23 protein-coding genes and 1 pseudogene are annotated in these 18493 nt (G+C 73.1%); 13 read left to right on the top strand and 11 right to left on the bottom strand.

All coding sequences use genetic code 11. The features are described 5' to 3' along the window. Positions 1-72: 72 nt before the first annotated feature. From PSED_RS34320 to PSED_RS34370, 11 genes are all read left to right on the top strand, one after another. Entirely contained in the window at positions 73-660 is a 588-nt protein-coding gene (locus PSED_RS34320; RefSeq protein ID WP_143771214.1) for a hypothetical protein, read from the top strand. A gap of 311 nt (positions 661-971) precedes the next feature. Next, positions 972-1907: a hypothetical protein gene (locus tag PSED_RS34325; RefSeq protein WP_041763361.1), complete on the top strand. Its 936-nt coding sequence runs from the start codon at positions 972-974 to the stop codon at positions 1905-1907. Between the two features lie 423 nt (positions 1908-2330). Further along, on the top strand, positions 2331-2567 hold the full coding sequence (locus tag PSED_RS34330) for a hypothetical protein (protein WP_013678803.1): 237 nt from the start codon (positions 2331-2333) through the stop codon (positions 2565-2567). A 91-nt stretch (positions 2568-2658) separates the two neighbouring features. Beyond that, positions 2659-3174 (top strand): hypothetical protein, encoded by a 516-nt coding sequence (locus tag PSED_RS34335; RefSeq protein ID WP_013678804.1) that lies wholly within the window; start codon positions 2659-2661, stop codon positions 3172-3174. Positions 3175-3272: 98 nt separating this feature from the next. Further along, entirely contained in the window at positions 3273-4247 is a 975-nt protein-coding gene (locus PSED_RS34340) for a DNA-processing protein DprA (protein WP_013678805.1), read from the top strand. Positions 4248-4313: 66 nt separating this feature from the next. Continuing rightward, positions 4314-4919, top strand: a complete 606-nt coding sequence (locus tag PSED_RS34345; protein ID WP_013678806.1) for a hypothetical protein — start codon at positions 4314-4316, stop codon at positions 4917-4919. Positions 4920-5465: 546 nt separating this feature from the next. Then, positions 5466-5618 (top strand): hypothetical protein, encoded by a 153-nt coding sequence (locus PSED_RS34350; protein ID WP_013678807.1) that lies wholly within the window; start codon positions 5466-5468, stop codon positions 5616-5618. Positions 5619-5706: 88 nt separating this feature from the next. Beyond that, positions 5707-5856: a hypothetical protein gene (locus PSED_RS34355; protein ID WP_013678808.1), complete on the top strand. Its 150-nt coding sequence runs from the start codon at positions 5707-5709 to the stop codon at positions 5854-5856. Then, on the top strand, positions 5853-6206 hold the full coding sequence (locus tag PSED_RS34360) for a hypothetical protein (protein WP_013678809.1): 354 nt from the start codon (positions 5853-5855) through the stop codon (positions 6204-6206). The genes PSED_RS34355 and PSED_RS34360 overlap by 4 nt, the downstream gene beginning before the upstream one ends. After that, the gene (locus PSED_RS34365; RefSeq protein WP_013678810.1) at positions 6203-6547 is read left to right on the top strand and encodes a hypothetical protein; all 345 of its coding nucleotides are present in this window, start codon (positions 6203-6205) and stop codon (positions 6545-6547) included. Before PSED_RS34360 ends, PSED_RS34365 begins: the two co-directional genes overlap by 4 nt. Positions 6548-6854: 307 nt before the next feature. After that, the gene (locus PSED_RS34370; protein ID WP_013678811.1) at positions 6855-7766 is read left to right on the top strand and encodes a hypothetical protein; all 912 of its coding nucleotides are present in this window, start codon (positions 6855-6857) and stop codon (positions 7764-7766) included. 260 nt (positions 7767-8026) lie between these two features. Here PSED_RS34370 and PSED_RS34375 read toward each other — a convergent pair whose 3' ends face one another. From PSED_RS34375 to PSED_RS34415, 9 genes are all read right to left on the bottom strand, one after another. Then, positions 8027-8539 carry a hypothetical protein gene (locus PSED_RS34375; RefSeq protein ID WP_013678812.1) on the bottom strand — a complete coding sequence of 171 codons (513 nt, stop codon included), beginning with the start codon at positions 8537-8539 and terminating at the stop codon, positions 8027-8029. Positions 8540-8773: 234 nt separating this feature from the next. After that, positions 8774-9364, bottom strand: a complete 591-nt coding sequence (locus PSED_RS34380) for a rhodanese-like domain-containing protein (RefSeq protein ID WP_013678813.1) — start codon at positions 9362-9364, stop codon at positions 8774-8776. A 98-nt stretch (positions 9365-9462) separates the two neighbouring features. Beyond that, a complete protein-coding gene (locus tag PSED_RS34385; RefSeq protein ID WP_013678814.1) occupies positions 9463-10917 on the bottom strand; it encodes a multicopper oxidase family protein in 1455 nt (484 codons plus the stop codon). Beyond that, on the bottom strand, positions 10914-11144 hold the full coding sequence (locus PSED_RS34390; RefSeq protein ID WP_013678815.1) for an SHOCT domain-containing protein: 231 nt from the start codon (positions 11142-11144) through the stop codon (positions 10914-10916). The genes PSED_RS34385 and PSED_RS34390 overlap by 4 nt, the downstream gene beginning before the upstream one ends. Before the next feature lie 78 nt (positions 11145-11222). Then, positions 11223-11618 (bottom strand): DUF302 domain-containing protein, encoded by a 396-nt coding sequence (locus tag PSED_RS34395; RefSeq protein ID WP_013678816.1) that lies wholly within the window; start codon positions 11616-11618, stop codon positions 11223-11225. Between the two features lie 50 nt (positions 11619-11668). Continuing rightward, positions 11669-12463 (bottom strand): sulfite exporter TauE/SafE family protein, encoded by a 795-nt coding sequence (locus tag PSED_RS34400; RefSeq protein ID WP_013678817.1) that lies wholly within the window; start codon positions 12461-12463, stop codon positions 11669-11671. A 34-nt stretch (positions 12464-12497) separates the two neighbouring features. Further along, on the bottom strand, positions 12498-13901 hold the full coding sequence (locus tag PSED_RS34405) for an MBL fold metallo-hydrolase (protein ID WP_013678818.1): 1404 nt from the start codon (positions 13899-13901) through the stop codon (positions 12498-12500). 43 nt (positions 13902-13944) lie between these two features. Further along, positions 13945-14253, bottom strand: a complete 309-nt coding sequence (locus PSED_RS34410) for a rhodanese-like domain-containing protein (protein ID WP_041763445.1) — start codon at positions 14251-14253, stop codon at positions 13945-13947. Between the two features lie 112 nt (positions 14254-14365). After that, a complete protein-coding gene (locus tag PSED_RS34415) occupies positions 14366-14635 on the bottom strand; it encodes a metal-sensitive transcriptional regulator (RefSeq protein ID WP_013678820.1) in 270 nt (89 codons plus the stop codon). Between the two features lie 113 nt (positions 14636-14748). Here PSED_RS34415 and PSED_RS34420 point away from each other — a divergent pair, with 113 nt between their 5' ends. After that, on the top strand, positions 14749-16026 hold the full coding sequence (locus PSED_RS34420) for an IS256 family transposase (RefSeq protein WP_013672244.1): 1278 nt from the start codon (positions 14749-14751) through the stop codon (positions 16024-16026). Between the two features lie 53 nt (positions 16027-16079). On the opposite strand, the pseudogene PSED_RS34425 reads toward PSED_RS34420, so the two are convergent. Next, positions 16080-17122, bottom strand: a pseudogene (locus PSED_RS34425) (IS481 family transposase). A 124-nt stretch (positions 17123-17246) separates the two neighbouring features. On the opposite strand from PSED_RS34425, the gene PSED_RS34430 reads away from it, so the two are divergent. Next, the gene (locus tag PSED_RS34430; RefSeq protein ID WP_013678822.1) at positions 17247-17849 is read left to right on the top strand and encodes a hypothetical protein; all 603 of its coding nucleotides are present in this window, start codon (positions 17247-17249) and stop codon (positions 17847-17849) included. Here PSED_RS34430 and PSED_RS34435 read toward each other — a convergent pair whose 3' ends face one another. Next, entirely contained in the window at positions 17850-18350 is a 501-nt protein-coding gene (locus PSED_RS34435) for a hypothetical protein (protein ID WP_013678823.1), read from the bottom strand. Positions 18351-18493 lie beyond the last annotated feature (143 nt).

The raw sequence follows: 18493 nt of genomic DNA on the forward strand, positions 1-18493 counted from the left end.
GCGGGGGCCGGATCGTGGCCGATCCCGACTGGAGTGAGCACCAGACCGTGACCTGCGGTCACTGTGGCCGCTATGGGCGGCTCGACCCCGACGACCCGGACAAACGGGGCCGTGGTGGTGCTCGGGATAGCGCCGCTGCCCGCAGGCTGTAGCGACTGCGGCGCCGAGCACGGCGAGCCCTGCCGAGAGTCGTTCTGCCCCGGCCAGGATGTCCTCGACCCGCACCCGGGGCTCGGCCCGGACGCCGGCGGCGAGGCCGCCGACGAACCGGCGGAGTACCGAGCAGCAGCGCTGCTCGGCGACGTTCCCTCGACGGCCCGGATCTGGCGGCACTGGGTCAGCCAGCTGATCGACCCGTTGAGTGGGCGCGGGGGGCGCGGGGGGCGCGAGGCGGCGCGGGCGGCGATAGAGGCCACCCGGGAGTCCCGGTGGCTGCGCCGCGGCCTGCGGCGCAGCCCGGCAGTCATCGCTACCGCGGCCGAGGTCGACGACGCCGACATCACCGAGCTGCTCGAGTTCCTCGGCGGCCGCGGCGGCATGCTGGACCAGCAGCAGGCGGTGTTCGCGCTGCGGGTGGTTCAGGGCTGGGGCGACTCGACGGCCGCGGAGCTGCTCGACGCGGCCGCGGTCTGGCGGGCCGAGGGCCGCGCCCCGTTCTGACCAGCGACCGGCTCCCCGGCGCGGTACCTCCGCGCCGGGGGCGGGCGCCGATCGAGTCGGCACCCGCATGCGAGAACTGGAGCCCTGACCGCGGTCCGAAGCCGCGGCCTGACCCGGGAGGTGGTGCGTGGTGTCTCTGACCTCGCAGCTACGCGCTGGCGCGCTGGCCCGCTGGTGCGCCACGCACCTGCCCGGCACCCGCGAGATCGCCCACCAGATCGCCGATGCTGCCGCGGGCAGCGCCCCGGTCCGGGCCTCCGGTCCGGGCCTCCGGTCCGACGGGGGCCGGGCACGGGGCCGCGGTCGGGTCGGTGGTCGCCGCCCGGCTTGCGGCGCTGGTGCAGGATGCCCCGCCGTACGCGGGGCTGAGCGGGCTCCTCGTCGCCGAGCTGATCTCCCCAACCGGGACACACCAGATCGCCGCCGGATACCGCTCCCACCAGGCCGTGCTCGAGCACGAGCCCGACCTGGCCGCGGTCGCGGCCGGGCTGCGACCGACCCCGAGCGACACCCTCGCCCTCACCGGCCCCACCCTGGCCTCGCCGAGGCCCGGGTGGGGTGACGCTGCGGTGGCCGAGCTGGCCGAGCGCGGCCGCCGGTTCCACACCGCGCACGCCCCCACCGGCACGATCGGCGCCCGCGGCGTCGAGACTGGGCTGGCCCGCGCCTACGGGGCGTGGGCCCTGGGCGAGGACCGCTACCGCAGCGGCCGCACCCCACCGGTGCTGGCCGCGCTGGCTGAGGCCACCGCGGCCCCGACGGTGGAGCAGCTGCGCGGGCTGTGCCCGCCGGCGGTCGTCGACGACGCCGCCGCCGTCGTCGGACACCTGGACGCGTCCGGCATCCTGGCCCGCTGGCGCCGGTGGGCCGGGGATCCGGCCCCCGGCGAGGCGCTGGGCTATGCCAGCCCGCTGCTGGTGCCGCACTGGGCCGAGGCCGACCTGCTGGTCGGGGACACCCTCGTCGAGGTCAAGACCGTGGCGCGCGCCGAGCAGCCCGCGCGCATCGCGCGCTGGTGCTGGCAGCTGCTCGGCTACACCTGGCTCGATGACGCCGACCGGTGGCAGATCCGCCGCGTGGCGCTCTACCTGGCCCGCCACGGCGTCACCGTGGTCTGGCCGGTCGCCGAGCTCGAGGCCCGCCTGGTCGGCGACCCGGGCCGGGTCGCCCAGGCCCGGCACGCGTTCCGTCGGCTCGCCCACCAGGTCGCGACCCGCGAAGGCGCCACACTGCTACCGCCACCCTGACCACACCCCGGTGCTCGATCCAGCGGGCAGGGGTTCGGGTGTGGGGAGTCTCCGTGTACTCGGTCGGCACGACTGGATCGCCCGAAGGTCAGCACACCCGTGCCGGGGCGAGCGCCGATGATCCGGTGCCGACCCGCCCGGGTGAGACCGCCCGACAGCGCGCGGTGGCAGCCGGTGCCAGTACGCCCGTCCCCGACCCAGGCCAGCACTAGCCCGGTGACCGGGGCCGTCACCCCCGCCCGGTGCCGGGTGCGCACTCGCGCGCGCCAGGCGAGGGGGCCGGGTGCGTCGTGGTCACCGAGGCGGTCTCACACCGGTCGGGCCAGCACCGGATCCCCGCCGTCCCTACGGGACCCCGGCACGGGCGTGCTGAGGCTGCGCCGCGTTCCAGCCGCACCGACCGAGCACACGGAGGCACCCGAGATGGCCGAGAACTTCCGCTACGAGAACGGGCTGCTGCTCAGCCCGGGCAGCCTCGTCGAGTTCCGCGACGGTTGCACCGAGACGAAGCACTTCATCGAGGCCGACCTCGAAGCAGGCGAGCAGGCCCCCTGCCCGGACTGCTCCGGCGAGCACGAGGTCGCCGAGGCGATCTCACTGCCCATCGCGCACAACATCACGTTCACCGAGGTCGAGCCGGAAGACGAGCCCAGCGCCTGACCCGCCGCTCTACGGCCCGGCCCCACCGGGGCCGGGCCGTTCCCTCCGGCGCGCGTTCCAGCGCAGCCCATGACGAACAGGAGTCCCACCGATGATCGACAGCACCGAGTGGAACGACCACCACCAGAAAACGATCGACGCCCGCATGCTCGACCTCGGGATGGTCTGCAGCGAGGAGACCAGGCCCGGTTCGGGCTACTACTACGGCGACATCATGCCCGGCGGGTGGTACGAGGCCAACGCCGTGCGCGACCTGGGCCTGATGCCCGACGGGTCGTTCCGCGGGCCGGCCGTTGGCCGCGCAGCGGCCGCACTCGAGGATGCCCACCACGACCTGATGGTCGCCCGCGACGACCGCGACTACTGGGGCGACCGGTCGCTGCCCGCGTTGAACGCGGTCTGCCACGCCAACGTGGCCGTATACCACGCCGAGCAGGCCCTCGCCGAGGCCGAACAGCGCGAAGCGGCCGGTGACACCGGCTACTACGGCGGCGATCCCCGACGCCAGATCGCGGACGACGAGCAGATCCTGCACCGCAGCCTGGGCTGGCGTGAGCTGGCCGAGCGCGAGGCCGAGAACGAACGCGACCACGAGCCCGATCGCTGACCGGATCGGTCACCGACACCCCACGTGCCCCCGGCGGTGAGACACCACCACGGGGCACGGCCCTTTCCATCCCCTGCCGACTTCCCGAGGTGCCTCTGATGTTCCCCCACACTCGCCCGTCGATCCCCGCCCCGACGCCGGGGCCGGACCCACTGGCCGAGCACCGCGTAGCGCGCGCGTTCCTGCTGCGGCTGGCCGACCAGCCCTCGGGCCGCCCGGCCCTGGAGCAGTTCATCCTCTCGGCCGGGGCGCTCGCCGCGGCCGAGCAGCTACACCGCGGCGATGTTCCCGAGTCCCTGACCGCGCACGTGAGCACCGCGCGGGTGCAGGCCGCGGCCGCCGGTGCTGCCGTCGACGGCGAGACCGCGGCCCGGTGCGGGGCGCGGCTGCTGATCCCCGAGGATGCCCAGTGGCCGGGCACCGCGGCCCTGACCGGGACCGTCGGGTTGTGGGTTCGCGGCCACGCCGGTCTGGAGATCCTCTCTGGGGCCTCGATCACGCTGGCCGGGTCCCGGGCCGCCTCCGGTTACGGCACCCACGTGGCCGCGGACCTCGCGGGGGACCTGGCCCGGGGCGGGCACACGGTCGTGGCCGGTGGCGGGTTCGGGATCGAGGCCGCGGCGTCTCGCGGGGCGCTGGCCGCGCACGCCCCGACGGTGGCGGTGCTGGGCTGCGGAATCGACCGGGCCTACCCGGCCGCGCACGAGAACCTGCTCGACCGGATCGCCCACACCGGGCTGCTCGTGTCCGCGCAGCCGCCCGGTTCCACGCCCAGCCGACTCCGGGCACTGGCCCGGAACCGGGTGCTGGCCACGCTCGGGGACGCCACCGTGGTCGTCGAAGCCGCGGCCCGCTCCGGGGCGCTGCACGTCGCCGCGGCCGCGCACGAGTGCGGCCGCCCGGTCATGGCCGTGCCCGGCCCGGTCACCTCGGCGATCTCGATGGGCGCCCACCAGTTGATCCGGCAGGGCGCGACGCTGGTCACCAGCGGCGCCGACGTGCTCGACGCGCTCGAGCGGGCCGCCGGGACCTCGGCCGTGTCCGGGTCCTCACAGACCCCGGACACGCCATGATCGGTCGCGTGCACAGCAGCCATCGACCTACCCCGCCCCCGGGGACGAGCTACTGGGGGTAGCGACATGTCTGACACCTACAACGACTACGACCCGCAGCTGGGAATCTCCCCGGCGGAGGCTGACCGCTACGACGCCCGCATGGTGGAGCGCGGGATGGCCGAACCGGGCCAGCGACACCCCGGGTTGGGCCTGTTCTACGGGCAGGGGGTCCGCTCGGTCTACACCGAGAACGCGGCGCGCCACCTCGGGGAGATGCCCGACGGTAGTTTCAGTCGTCCCGAGATCGCCGCCGAAGCGTGGTCGGTGCGGGACGCCCGCAAAGAGCTCAGCATCGCTGAGCAGATGCAGACCGACGAGCACTACGTCATCAGCGACGAGGCGGTCGACAGAGCCCGCGACTCGCTGGCGGACGCGCAGCAGCGCCTCGCCGCCGCCGAGCGCGGCGAACTCACTTCCGCCGAGCACGATCCGGAACACGACTGGACCGCCAAGGTCCACCCGGCAACCCTGGCCGCCTATCACGCTGCAGTGGGCCACTCCGAGTACGAACGCGACGGGGCGCCCTACATCTACGACGGCGAGGTCGAGCATCTGTCAGAACAGCTGGACCACGAGATCGCCGCCTACGACGGCGTCGAGCTGGACGAGGAACTCGGCCTGGAGCCGTAGGCCGCCGGTGCCGGCGGGCACCGATCGGTCACCAGCTCGGCGCCAGTCGGGTGGGGTGGTCGCCAGCTCGGTGCCGGTGGGCACCGGTCGGTCACCAGCTCGGCGCCGGCCGGGTGGGGGTGGTCGCCGGCTCGGTGCCGGTGGGCACCGTGGGGTGGCCGGCTCGGTGCCGGTAGCGGTGCGGGTAGGGCCTCCGGTGGTCGGCACGACTGGATCGCCCGAAGGTCAGCACACCCGCGCCGGGGCGAGCGCCGATGAGCCGCCGCCGACCCGTGCGGGTGATACCGCCCCGTGGGAGTCGCTCGGGGTGCGGCGCAGCTTCGCTGTAGCCGGCCGAGTGCGGCGGCTCGGCCGGCTGGGTGGTCACCGGTGCTGGTCCCGGCCCGCGCGGGGGTCCGGCCGGTGTAGCGGCCGGGTGGTCCGGGGTCGGTAGGCGGTCTCACCCGCACGGGCCAGCACCGGCTCCCCGTCGTCCCTTCGGGACCCCGGCACGGGTGTGCTGAGGCTGCGCCGCGTTCCAGCCGCACCGACCACCGGAGGCCCCAGATGCCCACTGCCACTCTCGAGATCGCCGACGGCTACACCGAGCGCGACGCCCAGATCGTCGTCGACCTGGACGAGGACGCGTTCTGGCACCGGGGTGGGCCGTACCCGGCGCCGGAGAGCGCCGACGACCTCGACGAGGAGCCGCCCTTCTGACGGCGGCCCCCGCGGGGGCCCCGCCACCGGCGGGGTCCCCGCGGAACTGGAGGTCCGCCCGCACCGCGACGCCACAGGAGGCGCAGTCATGAGCAAGCAGCACAAGGACTACACCGTCGACGACAAAGACTGGGACCGCTACCACCGCGCGGTCGCGCAGAAGGGCATCGACGTCAAAGACCCGGGCCGGTGGATCGACTTAGTGCAGAAGAACGCCCGCAACCCGGAGCGGTCATGAAAAGCGACCGGACGGTGACGATCCCGCAGGCCGAGCTCGATCGGGGCGGGGCCCCGAGCACGTGGGAGCCGTGCGAATGCGGCGGCGAGGTGGTCCCCGGTGCGGGGTTGGGATTCAACGGGCGCAACGAGGTTCAGCGGTGCGACATCTGCGAGTGGTTCGCATCCGACGACGACGCTGCTGCGGCCGTGGCTGCGCGGGTCGGCGGGCAGGTAGTAGAGCGCCACGACCCGGATCGGTCCTCCGGTGCGTGGTGGCTGGTGGTCGTCAAAGCAGGGCGCGAGATGACAGAGCAGGACATCGAACGGGAAGCGTATTCCGTCCGGAGAGTCACGGGCGGTGAGCCGTGATCACCAGCGCGGTGCTGTCGCCCGCGTTCATCCGCGACCGGATGGCGGTCGCCGGCTGCTACGGCGACGGGATCACCCCGCCGACGGCGCCGTGCGAGCACGCGCCCGACGAGTGCGCGGCAGCCCTGGCCCGGTCGGTCGATGACGCGGCGCTGACCGACGCGTCGGCCCGATACGCGGCCTATCGGGCCGACGCGGGCGAGTTGGACGACATACACGGCGACGACCTCACGGATGCCGCGTGGGCAGTCGTGCGGATGGCGACGGGACTGGACGGGCCAGGGCCGCAGAGGGCACGGGCATCGGCCCTGCCGGGCCGCGCGCACGGCACGCGCTCCTAGTCACCGCTGCCGGCGGCCGGCCGGTGGTGTAGGGCCGCTCAAGGCCGCGGCGGGCCGAGAACCCCGTTGGACCCGCCTGGCGGCGGGGCGGATGGGCCTCTCGGCCCTAGAGCTAAGCACGGCCTCACTCAACATCAAGGGCGCTCCGCGTCGCCTGCGGCGACAGCCCTCCGGGCTGCCCTTGACGTCGAGCCTCGGAGGCCGTGCGGCCGCCGTGAAGCGGCAGCGGGGACGACGCCGCTGCCCATCACGGGCCGAGAGGCCCACCCACCTTCTGATCACCGGCCAACCAGGGAGTGCAGTCGCTATGGAGACGATGACCGACACGACGACGGTGGACACGGCCGAGCAGCTGCGCCAGGTTGCCGACCTGATCGCGCAGGGTGCGAACCGCGAGGCGCGACGCCGGACCGGTCGGATCGCCGACGCGGCGGACCCCGAGACCCGCGCGCTGTTGGGCCAGATCCTGGCCGCTCTGGAGAAGCCCCCGGCCGTCGCTGTCCCGCGGCTTCGACACCTGTGGAAGGTCAGCGCAGCCGCCGGGCGGGAGTTGGTGGAGGCGTGCGCCCCGCGGTCGGAGCGCCACGCCGAGGCGGCGAAGGAGACCGAGCGCGCGGTGCGGGCGACCCGTGCGGAGCGGCGGGAGTACGCCCGCCGCAGGCCGGGCACGGTGGTCCCTCGCCAGGGTGTCCCGCAGCCGCGGCGTAGCCAGCGCGCCACCGATCAGGACACCGCCGCGCGGCGCTACTTCGACGAGCGCTCGGACCCGGCCGAAGGCGGCAAGGAGACGCCGGAGCACGTTCTGACCGTCCGCGGACCGGCGTGCAGGGGGTGCGGGGCGGAGCGGACCACCGGCGACCAGCAGCGGGCCAACGACAACGGGTTGTGCAGCGACTGCCGTTACGAGTGGGTGGACTCGCAGCCGCCCATGCGGGGCCTGCCGTGCGTGGCGTGTGGGCTCGAACGGTCGCCGCGCGACCAGCAGCGGGCCCACGACGATGGGTTGTGCGAGGACTGCCGGGACAGCGGGACCGCCGGGGTGCCGATCCTGCCCGCCACCGCGACCCGCGCCGATGTCCTGACCGCCCGGTGTGACTACATCGACGCCACGTCTGAGACCACCAAGGCGCGGGACGCGCGGTTGCGGCGCGACCAGCGCCACATGCCCACTGGTGACCGGATCATGCTCGCCGACTGGATCGCCCGTCAGCCCGCCTGACCGACCAGCACTTGAAGGGGCCCCGCCACCGGCGGGGCCCCTATCTGTGTGCCCACCCGCACCCACCCCGAGCCCGATACGACGGCCGAGCCAGACACCGGCATCCGCCCGCGCGGCCGGCGCGCACCGGTGCGGAATGTCCGCCGGCGCGCGAGGCGCTCAGGGACCGCGCCGGGCCAAGCGTTCGGCGGACCCGCCTCCGGCGGCACAGTCCTCCCCCGCGGCCAAGATGGCGGCCGGCACGAGTGCCGCGACCCGAGTTAGGTACTCGCCTGCGCTGCCGGATCCGCGGCGGACGGAGGCAGGGCCGCCTCGGTATCGGCTTCAGCCGCCGGCGCAGCGGGATCATTGCCGGCGGCCGCCTGCGGCGTGGCCGCCGGTGCGGCAGGCCCGGCCGCGGGCCGTGCCTGCCGGAGCAAGGTTCGGACCCGCTTGACCGCGAGTCCGAACATCGTGGCCAAGTCGTCGACCTTACGGCCGGCGTGGTGGAGCTCGGCGAGGATCTCGCGCTGCCGCTGCTCGATCTCGCCGAGCCGAGTGTCGGCGTCGTCGCTCACGCGCCGCGCCTGCGCCTCGAGGTCGGCGAGCGTCTTGTCCCGCTCTGCGACGATCTGGACGGCGTCGGCGTCCGCGCGGGCGTAGCGCTCGAACGCCTCGTCCTCGCGCCTGCGGCGTTCGGCCTCCTCGACGTCGAGCCGATCCCGAGCCGCTGCCAGCTCGGCTACCCGGTCCCGGATCTGCTGGTCGTTCTTGGTCCTGCTCTTCCCCGCCACCGCGCGCCACCCCTGACGTTGTTCGTTGCTTCCGGATCGACTGCTTGGCACTCACTCCGGAGCCTGCTGCCGCCCAGCCGGGTCACCAGATGGTGCCCTGTGGAGCGACAGGAAAACGACAGTGGTTAGCGCCGGCCCGGGGTGTCATGTCCGTGTGTCGCGGCGTTGGCGGTATTCCTCTCGCTCACTAGCATCTACGTGGATCAGTTCGTGGATCGAGACAACTCGACTTGCTCATGCCGCCGTCCGGGCGGCGGGGAGCTGCGCGAGTACCTCGACCGGCGAATGGTCGCGGGGACCGCGGTTGTAGGGCAGGGCGGCGAGGGCCCGGCCCATCGTGCAGGTGTCGGTCAGCGCGGAGACGGTGAGGCCGGCGCCGATCCCGCCGGCGAGGAGACGCGCTTTCGGCGCGCGCAGGCCTGCGGCGAGGCCGGCGAGCACGAGCGTCCCGGCGACGAGGCGGACCTGGCGCTCGAGCGCCCAGCGAGCACGACCACGGACGACGTCGCCACCGGCGGCGGAGTAGGCGGCGATGCCGCCGTCGAGGACATGGACGCGTTCGGCGCCGACCCCGGCGAGCCGCTGGTGGGCCTGCGTGGCCCGGATGTCGGACTGGCAGACGAGTACCACCCGTCGGTCGAGCCGGGCGGCGAGCTGCTCGGTGTGCTCGCCGACCATGGTCAGGGGCACGTTGTAGGAGCCGCGGACGTGCAGGGTCTCGAACTCCGCGGGACTGCGGACGTCGATGACGGTCACGGTGTCGGGCTTGTCGAGCCAGTCGCGAACGGTGCGTGCGTCGACGTGGCGGGGGCTGGCGTGGGCCACAGGGGCGTCCTTGTCGGTAGAGGGTCGTGCGCTGGATGGTTCGCGGAGCCGGCCGCCGCGGTCGGGCCCTGCCCCGCGACGGCCGGGTCGGGTCTCGGCTACGGGCGGACGTTGACGGTGGCCATCATTCCGGCGTCCTCGTGGTCGAGGATGTGGCAGTGGTAGACGCTGCGTCCGGAGTAGGTGGTGAACGGGATGCGGAGCCGGACCCAGCCGCGGGCCGGGACCAGGACGACGTCCTGGGGCACCCCGGTCGGGAGGGTGGCGTCGCTGTAGTCGAGGACGGTGAACGGCCAGACGTGCAGGTGGAACGGATGTGCGAGCGGGCCGGGATTGTCGATCGTCCATTCCTCGATGGCGCCCAGGGTGACGGTCTGGTCGTCGCGCTCGGGGTCGAAGGTGCGACCGTCGATGGTGAAGGCCATCCCGCCCATGCCCATCTGGAAGGCGACCCGCCGCCGACCGGTCACCGGCCCAGCGGCGGGCTCTTCGGCGGGCAGGGCTGAGGGAAGCGACGGGGCAGTGACCGGTGCCCCGGAGGAGACCATTGTGGCGAGGGTGATCGGCCCGCTGGTCGCGGTGCCGCCGCCCATCCCGCCCATGCCGCCACGGTCGACGGCGTCGGCGATCAGCGGAAAGTGGCCGGTGCCGGTGGGGCGCACGATCACGTCGACCCGGTTGCCCGGGGCAAGCATCACCCGGTCCGCGGCGACCGGGGCAGGCAGGAACGTGCCGTCCTGGGCGACCCGGACGAGCTGGTGGGCGTCGAGCCGGATCGACAACACCCTCGATACGCAGCCGTTGACGATCCGCCAGCGCTGTGTCGCGCCGGGGGCCGCGGGGATGGTGGGCTGGTGCTGGCCGTTGACCAGGACCAGCTCGCCCTGGCGGCCCATGGCCCGGTCCATGGCGTTCACCTCGACGAGCCCGCCGTCACCGTCGAGGGTGGTGTCGGTGACCACCAGTACCCGGTCCTCGACCACCGGTAGGTCGGGGTCGGGCCCTGGTGGGGCGACCAGCAGCGCACCGACGAGCCCGCCGAAGATCTGGTTGGCCACCATGCCGTGGTGGTGCGGGTGATACCAGTAGGTGCCGGCCGGGTGATCGGATGGGATCCGGTAGAGGTAGTCGAACGAGGTGCCGGGGTCGACCCGCAGGAACGGGTTGTCGCTGTTGGTCTCCGGAGAGACCCGCAGCCCGTGGGTGTGCAGGTTGGTGGGCTCGTCGAGCCGGTTGGTCAGGCGCACCGCGAGCTCGTCGCCGGGGCGCACCCGCAGCGTCGGCCCGGGCGCGGTGGCGTTGTAGCCGAGCCCGCGTGTATCCCGGCCGGCCAGTCGCACACCTGCGGCGGCGGTGAGCTCTACCTGCAGCCGACCGGCCCGGCTGTCGAGGACCTGCGGTTGGCGCAGCTCGGCGCCGGTGTCGGCGGGCCGCAACCGACTACCTGCACCGGCGCCGGTGGCGATCCAGCCCGTCGCCCCGGTGGCGACGGCGGCGGCGCCGAGCCCGCCCAGGACGATCGCGCGGCGTCGGCTGATCGGTGCCGAGGTCATGTCAGTTCGTCGCGGCGCTTGCGGTAGTCCTCGTCGTCGATCTCGCCGCGGGCGTAGCGCTCGTCGAGGATCTGCCGGGCCGAGGCCGGCCCCGCCACCGGGGCGGTGCCCGCACCGGTTCTACGGTTCTGGGTGAGCCGGTAGGCGAGGTAGCCGAGCAGCACCAGGCCGATCAGTACCAGTACCGGCCAGATCCAGAACCAACCCATCATCGAGCCGTTCATCATGGTCGTTGCCCTCTCGTCTCGTTTCGTCGTGCCGGTGGCGCCCGCTTGAGGCCCGGCGTGCCCGCGGGCGCCTGCGAATCAGCTTGTGGTGAGCGCGTCGAGCGCGGCCCGGATGCGCACCCCGGCCTCGTCCGCGACGGGGCGCAAGTCCTCGCGCTCCGGGATGCTGACCATGACCTGCGGGTCCAGGGCCGAGACGATGCTGCGGTCGTCACCGTCGGCGCGGACCACGACGTTGCAGGGCAGCAGCAGCCCGATCTGTCGGTCGACGTCGAGGGCGCGGTGGGCGAGCTGGGGGTTGCAGGCGCCCAGGATGAGGTATGGCTCCATGTCGTGGTCGAGCTTCTCCTTCAGCGTGGCGCGGGCGTCGATCTCGGTGAGCACCCCGAAACCCTGCTCGGCCAGGGCCGCCTTGACCGCGGGGACGGCTTGCTCGTAGGGCAGGTCCAGAGCGATCGTCATGCCGTAGTCCATTGCTGGTCTCCATTCGTCGGTGGGGCGCAAGCGGTTGTGGATCGTTGTCGTCAGCCGGTGCTCAGCGCGGCCGGCGCGAGCAGCGCCGCGGCGGCGACGCCGACCGCGACGGCCAGGATCAGATAGGCGAACCCGCGCCGCAGCGCCGCGGCCGGGAGCCGGTCCGCTACGCGCCCGGCAGCCAGGGACGCGAGCAGGGCGGTCCCGGCGAACACGCCGATCACGGCGTAGTCCACACCTCCGGCGGCGGCGGCGTGCGCGGACAGCCCGGCCAGCGAGGTGATCGTCACGATCACCAGGGAGGTGGCGATGGCCTCGGCGGCGCTCAACCCGAGCAGCAGGGTCAGCGCGGGCACGATGACGAACCCGCCGCCCACTCCGAACAGCCCGGTCAGCACCCCGACCCCGGCGCCGGCGGTGAGCGCCTTGGGCAGGCAGCTGCGCCAGTCGACCCGCCCGTCGCGGACCCGGCACGCACCGCCCGTCGCCTCCTCAGGGCTCCCGCGCAGCATTGCGATCGCGACGGCGAGCATCAGCACCGAGAACGCCACCAGCAGCCACCGGTCGGCGACCAGGCGGCCCAGCGCGGCCCCCGCGAACGCGGTGGGGACTCCCGCGGCGCCGAACACCATCGCCACCGGCCACCGGATCACCCCGGACCGCAGCCGCACCGCCAACCCGCCCGCCGCCGACACGGCCACCACCAGCAGCGACCCGAACACCGCAGCCCCCACCGGCTGGCCGACCCCGTAGACCAGGGCCGGGACCGCCAGGATCGAACCACCCGCACCGAGCAGCCCCAGCGCGGCGCCGATGACCAGGCCGAACACGCCGGCGAGGATCACTGCGCCAGCCTCGGGCTGCAGGGCCGCGGGCTGCTCACAGGGTGGTGGTCAGCGGGACACCGGCATCTTCGGCATCGCCGTAGTTGTCGTCGATCACGACCACGGTGCGCCCGGCGCGAGCGAGCAGCGACGCGGCCGCGGTGGCGCGGTAGCCGCTGCCGCAGTGCACCCACACCGACCCGGCCGGGACCTCGTCGAGCCGGTCCGGTAGCTCGGGCAGCGGGACGTGCACCGCCCCGCGCACGTGCGAGGCGTCCCACTCGGTGCCCAACCGCACGTCGAGCACCACCTCGGCCGGCGGCAGATCAGCACTGCGACGACCGCCGAGCTCACCGGCGAGGTCGACGAAACCGGCGCTGGGCAGCTCGCCCAGCAGGGCCGGGTCGACGGCCAGCTCGTCGGGATCACCCGTAGCGGCGGCGACGATTCGGTCCACACCGATCCGGACCAGCTCCCGCTGCGCCTGCGCCACCTGGTCCGGGGTGTCGCCGAGCAGCGTGATCGGGGCACCGTGCGGGGCCATCCAGCCCAGCCAGGTCGCCATCGGTCCGTCCAGCCCGAGACTCACCGTCCCGGCGAGGTGCGAGTCGAGGTAGGCCTTGCGGTGGCGCAGGTCGACCACCCACTCCCCGTCGGCCAGCCGGCGCGCCAGCTCGGCCGGGTCGGCCGTCATCGGCGGGCGCAGGTCCACCGGCGCCGGACCGGCGGTGTTGAGCGCACCCATGTGCGCGTAGTAGGCGGGGTAGGCACCCAACCCGGACAGGGCCTCCCGGACGAACTCCTCGCGGGCCAGCCGCAGCACCGGGTTGACCTGCTTCTCGTGCCCGAGGGTGGAGTCGTCCCCCGAGGCGGGGCTGGCGGTGCAGAAGCTGCCGAACCCGTGGGTCGGCCACACCTGCGCCCCGTCGGGCAGCGCGTCGGCCATCGACGCGGCCGAGGCGTGCTGCGCGCGGGCCAGTGCCTCCGCGTGCTCGTCGCCGAGCAGGTCGGTGCGCCCGGTGGTGCCGTAGAGCAGCGACCCGCCCGTGAACACCCCCTGCGGCCCGTCCCGCCCTCCATCACGCATAGGGCCCTCCAGCACGTAGGACAGGTGGTGGAAGGTGTGCCCCGGGGTGCCCACCACCCGCAACCGCAGCCGCGGCGAGGCCTCCAGCACGTCGCCGTCGACGACGCCGGTGCGGGCGAACGCCACGTCGTCCTCGGCCGAGAGCACGTAGGCGGCGCCGGTGAGGCGTGCGAGCTCCAGACCGCCGGAGACGTAGTCGTTGTGCACGTGGGTCTCCACGACATGGGTGATCCGCACCCCGAGTCGCCCGGCCAGGGCCAGGACCCGGTCCACGTCGCGCTGCGGGTCGACCACCACCGCCACCTCACCGTCGGAGGCCAGGTAGCTGCGGTCTCCCAGCGAGGATGTCTCGATCACTTCGACGTCGATCACGTCAGATCTCCTTCGTCTCGTCGGTTCGGCCGGTTCGGCCGGCTCATCGGGCGCCGGTGTCCACCGGGCGCCCGGAGCTGATCCAGCCGGCGGTCCCGCCGGCCACCGACACCGGCCGCGCCCCGGCAGCACCCAGCGCCTCGGCCGCCTTCGCGCTGCGGCCACCGGACTGACAGATCACATACAGCTCCTGCCCGGCGTAGCGGCCCGGGTCGGTGATCACCCGCTCCAGCGGCACGTTCACCGCGCCGGGCACATGCCCGGCCGCGAACTCCTCGGCCGAGCGCACATCCACCACCGCCACAGTGCTGCGACGTCCCGCCGCGAACTGCTCCACATCAACCTCGCGCATCTGCACGACGCATCACCTCCACATCAGGGATACCCGGGGGGGTACCTGCCAAACAAAGCTCCACCATGGGTCACAGCTTCGAACAACCCGGGGTGGGGCCCGGGGGTGCTGATCAGGCCAGCGAGAGGAACAACTTCTCCAGCTCGTCCTCGGTCATCGGCGGCTGCTCGCCCCGCTCCCGGGCCGCCTGGCAGTGACGCATCCCACTCGCGACGATCTTGAAGCCTGCCCGGTCCAGAGCACGCGAGACCGCGGCGAGCTGGGTCAGCACCTCGGCACAGTCCCCACCCCCCTCGATCGCCCGGACCACACCGGCCAACTGCCCCTGCGCGCGGCGCAACCGCACTAGAGCGTCGCCCACCAGGGCGGGAGTCATCTCCATGTCGCCACCTCCACTACGCCAACATACCCCCGGGCGTATATGTTCCTGGGAGTGTCCGATCTTCGGTGTAACTGGTCTGTAGCTCCGGGCGTGTCCCGGGGGAAGGACCACCAATGACCGACACGATCGAGCCCATGCCGCGGGCTCGGATTGATCACCAGCAGTTCGCTCAGCAGTTGGTGGAGGCCGCCAAGGCCGACGGGGTGGAGCTCGTCGGCCCGGACGGGCTGCTCACCGGGCTGACCAAAACAGTGCTCGAGACCGCCCTGGAAGCCGAGCTCAGCGAGCACCTGGGCTATGACCGCCACGACCCGGCCGGGCGCGACGGCGGGAACTCCCGCAACGGCACCCGCACCAAGACCGTGCTCACCGAGATCGGCCCGGTCGAGATCGAGGTGCCGCGCGACCGCGACGCCAGCTTCGAGCCTCAGATCGTGCGCAAGCGCCAACGCCGCCTGGACGGGATCGACGAGATCGTGCTGTCGCTGACCGCCCGCGGCCTGACCACCGGGGAGGTGGCCGCGCACTTCGCCGAGGTCTACGGGGCCAAGGTCTCCAAGGACACCATCTCGAGGATCACCGACAAGGTCCTCGACGAGCTGGGCGAGTGGCAGAACCGCCCGCTCGACGCCGTCTATCCGGTGCTGTTCATCGACGCTCTCTACGTCAAAGTCCGCGACGGGCAGGTCACCAACCGGCCCTTCTACGTGGTCATCGGGGTGACCGTGGACGGGCAGCGCGACATCCTCGGGATCTGGGCCGGCGAGGGCGGCACCGGTGGGGAGGGCGCGAAGTTCTGGCTGCAGGTTCTGACCGAGATCAAAAACCGCGGGGTCGGCGATGTGTGCATCGCCGTCTGCGACGGCCTGAAGGGCCTGCCCGAGGCGATCACCACCGCCTGGCCGCAGGCGGTGGTGCAGACGTGTGTGTTGCACCTGATCCGCAACACCTTCCGCTACGCCTCCCGGCGCTACTGGGAGCAGCTGGCCAAGGACCTGCGCCCGGTCTACACCGCCCCGACCGAGGCCGCGGCCCAGGCCCGGTTCGCCGAGTTCGCCGAGACCTGGGGCGGGCAGTATCCGGCGATCATCGCGCTGTGGCGGGCGGCGTGGTCGGAGTTCGTGCCGTTCCTGGACTACGACGTGGAGATCCGCAAGGTCATCTGCTCCACGAATGCGATCGAGTCGCTCAACGCCCGCTACCGGCGGGCGATCAAGGCCCGGGGGCACTTCCCGACCGAGCAGGCCGCGCTGAAGTGCCTCTACCTGGTCACCCGCTCACTCGACCCCACCGGGAAGGGCCGAACCCGCTGGGCGATGCGCTGGAAGCCGGCCCTGAACGCCTTCGCGATCACCTTCGCCGGCCGTATCGTCCCCAGCAACGGAAACTAGCCGCCACCCCGGCCAGTTACACCGTTCCTCTGACACTCCCGGCACTCTACATATCAGTTGTCGCCGCGGCAGAGGTTGTTGACGCGGTGGGCGGGTGGGTGGCCGCCGAGCGCGGTGTGGGGCCGGTGATGGTTGTAGCCGTGTAGCCAGGCCGGTAGCGAGGCGACACGCTCGGCGGAGGAGTTGTAGACCGCGGCGTAGGCCCATTCGACGGCGAGGGTGCGGTTGAAGCGTTCGGCTTTGCCGTTGGTCCACGGGCAGCGGGCTTGGTGGGGCGGTGGGCGATGCCGAGCTCGGCGAGTGTGGCGGCGAACAGGCGACTCTTGCGGTAGACCCAGGCGTTGTCGGTCATGATCCGCTCGACGGTGACCCCGTAGTTGCCGGCGAACCAGGCGGTGGCGCGGCGGACGAACCCGGCGCAGGCGTGCTGGTTCTCCCCGCCCTCAGCAAGACTGATGACCTCGACGTAGGCCAGCCGGGAGTGGTCGTCGACCGCGACGTGAACGTAGTCGTAGCCCACCCGCGGCCCGGAGCGGGCAGCCCGGGACTGGGCGGAGTCGCGGCCGTGGGCTCGCCAGCCGCCGCCGTCGCGGATGTGGCCGAGCTTTTTCACATCGACGTGCACGAGCTCGCCGGGGCGGGCCCGCTCGTAGCGGCGCCACCGGTTCGGGCCGTGCACCCGAGTGGCCGGATCGGTCTCCCGGAGCTGTTGCCCGGTAGGCGGGTCGAGGTCGCGCAGCCGCGAGATCCCGAGCCGGACCAGCACGTTATGCACCCCGGCCGCGGAGACCCGAGTGCCGTCCTCGCGGCGCAACTCGAAGGCGATCCGGTCCGGGCCGAGCTGGCGATCGCGGCGCAGCCGCTCGATCCGGGCCTCCAGCTCCGGCGGGGTACGCCGCGGCGAGCGGCAGGGCCGCGAGGAGCGCTCGACCAGCCCGGCCTCCCCCTCGGCGCGCCAGCGGGTGTGCCACTTGTGCAGGCACTGCCGGGAGATCCCGGCCTCGGCAGCGACATGGGCTTTCGGGCGGCCGGCGTCGACACGCAGACACAACCGGCGCCTGCCTTCCATGGTCAGCGGGGCATTACGGTGCGGCACTGAGGACCTCCGGGGTCCGACGGTGTGGTTCCTCGACAGCTCCACACCTCGCCCGGAGGTCCTCCCTACATCAAGATCATCCGCCCTGGCGTGTCTACTCCCGCCGCGTCACCAACCTCCGTAGGTGGGACAGCTAGTCAGCCGGTCCCAGCCGGTCGAGGTCGAGGTCGGGCCGACGGCCGGTGAGCAGGCCGGGCCGGCGACCGGACGGGCGGCGGCGGCTGAGCGGGCGGTCGACCAGGCGGTCGACCAGGCCGCGGCCGCCGACCGCGCGCGCGACGAGCGGGCGCTGGCCGAGCCGGACCGCGAGGACAAGAACCAGCTTGCGCTGTTCGAGCTGTCCGACGAGGCCCGCGTGGGCGCGCAGCCACTGCGCGTCGAGACCGAGACCCCCGAGCACGGGCAGGACCAGGGCCGGGACGTCGAGCACGGACAGGCCGACACCGAGGTACGGGTCAGCCTGGCCGAGGCCCGCCAGCAGGCCCGGCTGGCACAGTCGATCCGGGAGCTGCGCGAGGCCGCCGAGCCGGTCCGGGCCGCGGAGCGCCACCGCCAGGTCGCCGAGGCGCTCGAAGCCGACCGGACCCGGCGGGACCAGGCCGAACGCGACCAGACCATCCACGGCCCGACAGCGGAGAGGGTCCCCGAGCACGAGCACAGCCCGGCCGGAGCGCAGATCGGACTGACGCAGGAACAGTCCGAGGACTGGGGCCTGGACCTGGACTGATCAGCGAGCCCAGCGCGAGCGGTGCGCCTGCCGACGCCGGACTCGTTCCTCACGGTGCAGCTGCGCGATCGCCTGCAGCGTCTCCGGCAAGTCCTCCAGGCCGTTCGCACCCCGCACTGCCCACGGGAGGCCAGCACGATCCCGAAGCGCCTTCTGCTGGCGGTCGTAGGCCCGGACCACCGCGTCGGCTTCCACCCCGGACGTTACGACCTCGCCGCAGATCCGCGACGCGTTGTCCCGCTCGTCGCGGCTGTAGGGCCTGCCGTCCGGCAACAGCCCGGCGGGCATGATCATGGCTGGTCCCGGCCACACCAGGTCGCGCTCGTCCGCATCCCACGGCAGGTCCGCGTCAGACGGGATGGAGGCGTAGTCGGGCTCAACCCACGGCAACTCGGCCTCGAGATCACCGGCGGCCGCCGGCTGCCCCGCGGCGAAGCGGCGCGCCAGCTCGTCGTCCGGGTCGTTCGGGTCGAAGTACCGCGCACTGATCTCCACCGGCATGGCGCTGCCTCCTCATGTCGGCGGTTACGGCACAACCGATAATGGTAACGACGAGGACCGACACTCACGGCCACGTCAGCGATAGCCAGCGCGGCCAGAAAGGGCTGGCGAGGATGGCGGGGGCCCACCTAAGTCGGCCGCGG

The organism is Pseudonocardia benzenivorans CB1190, assembly GCF_000196675.2.
Taxonomy (GTDB): Bacteria; Actinomycetota; Actinomycetes; order Mycobacteriales; family Pseudonocardiaceae; genus Pseudonocardia; species Pseudonocardia benzenivorans.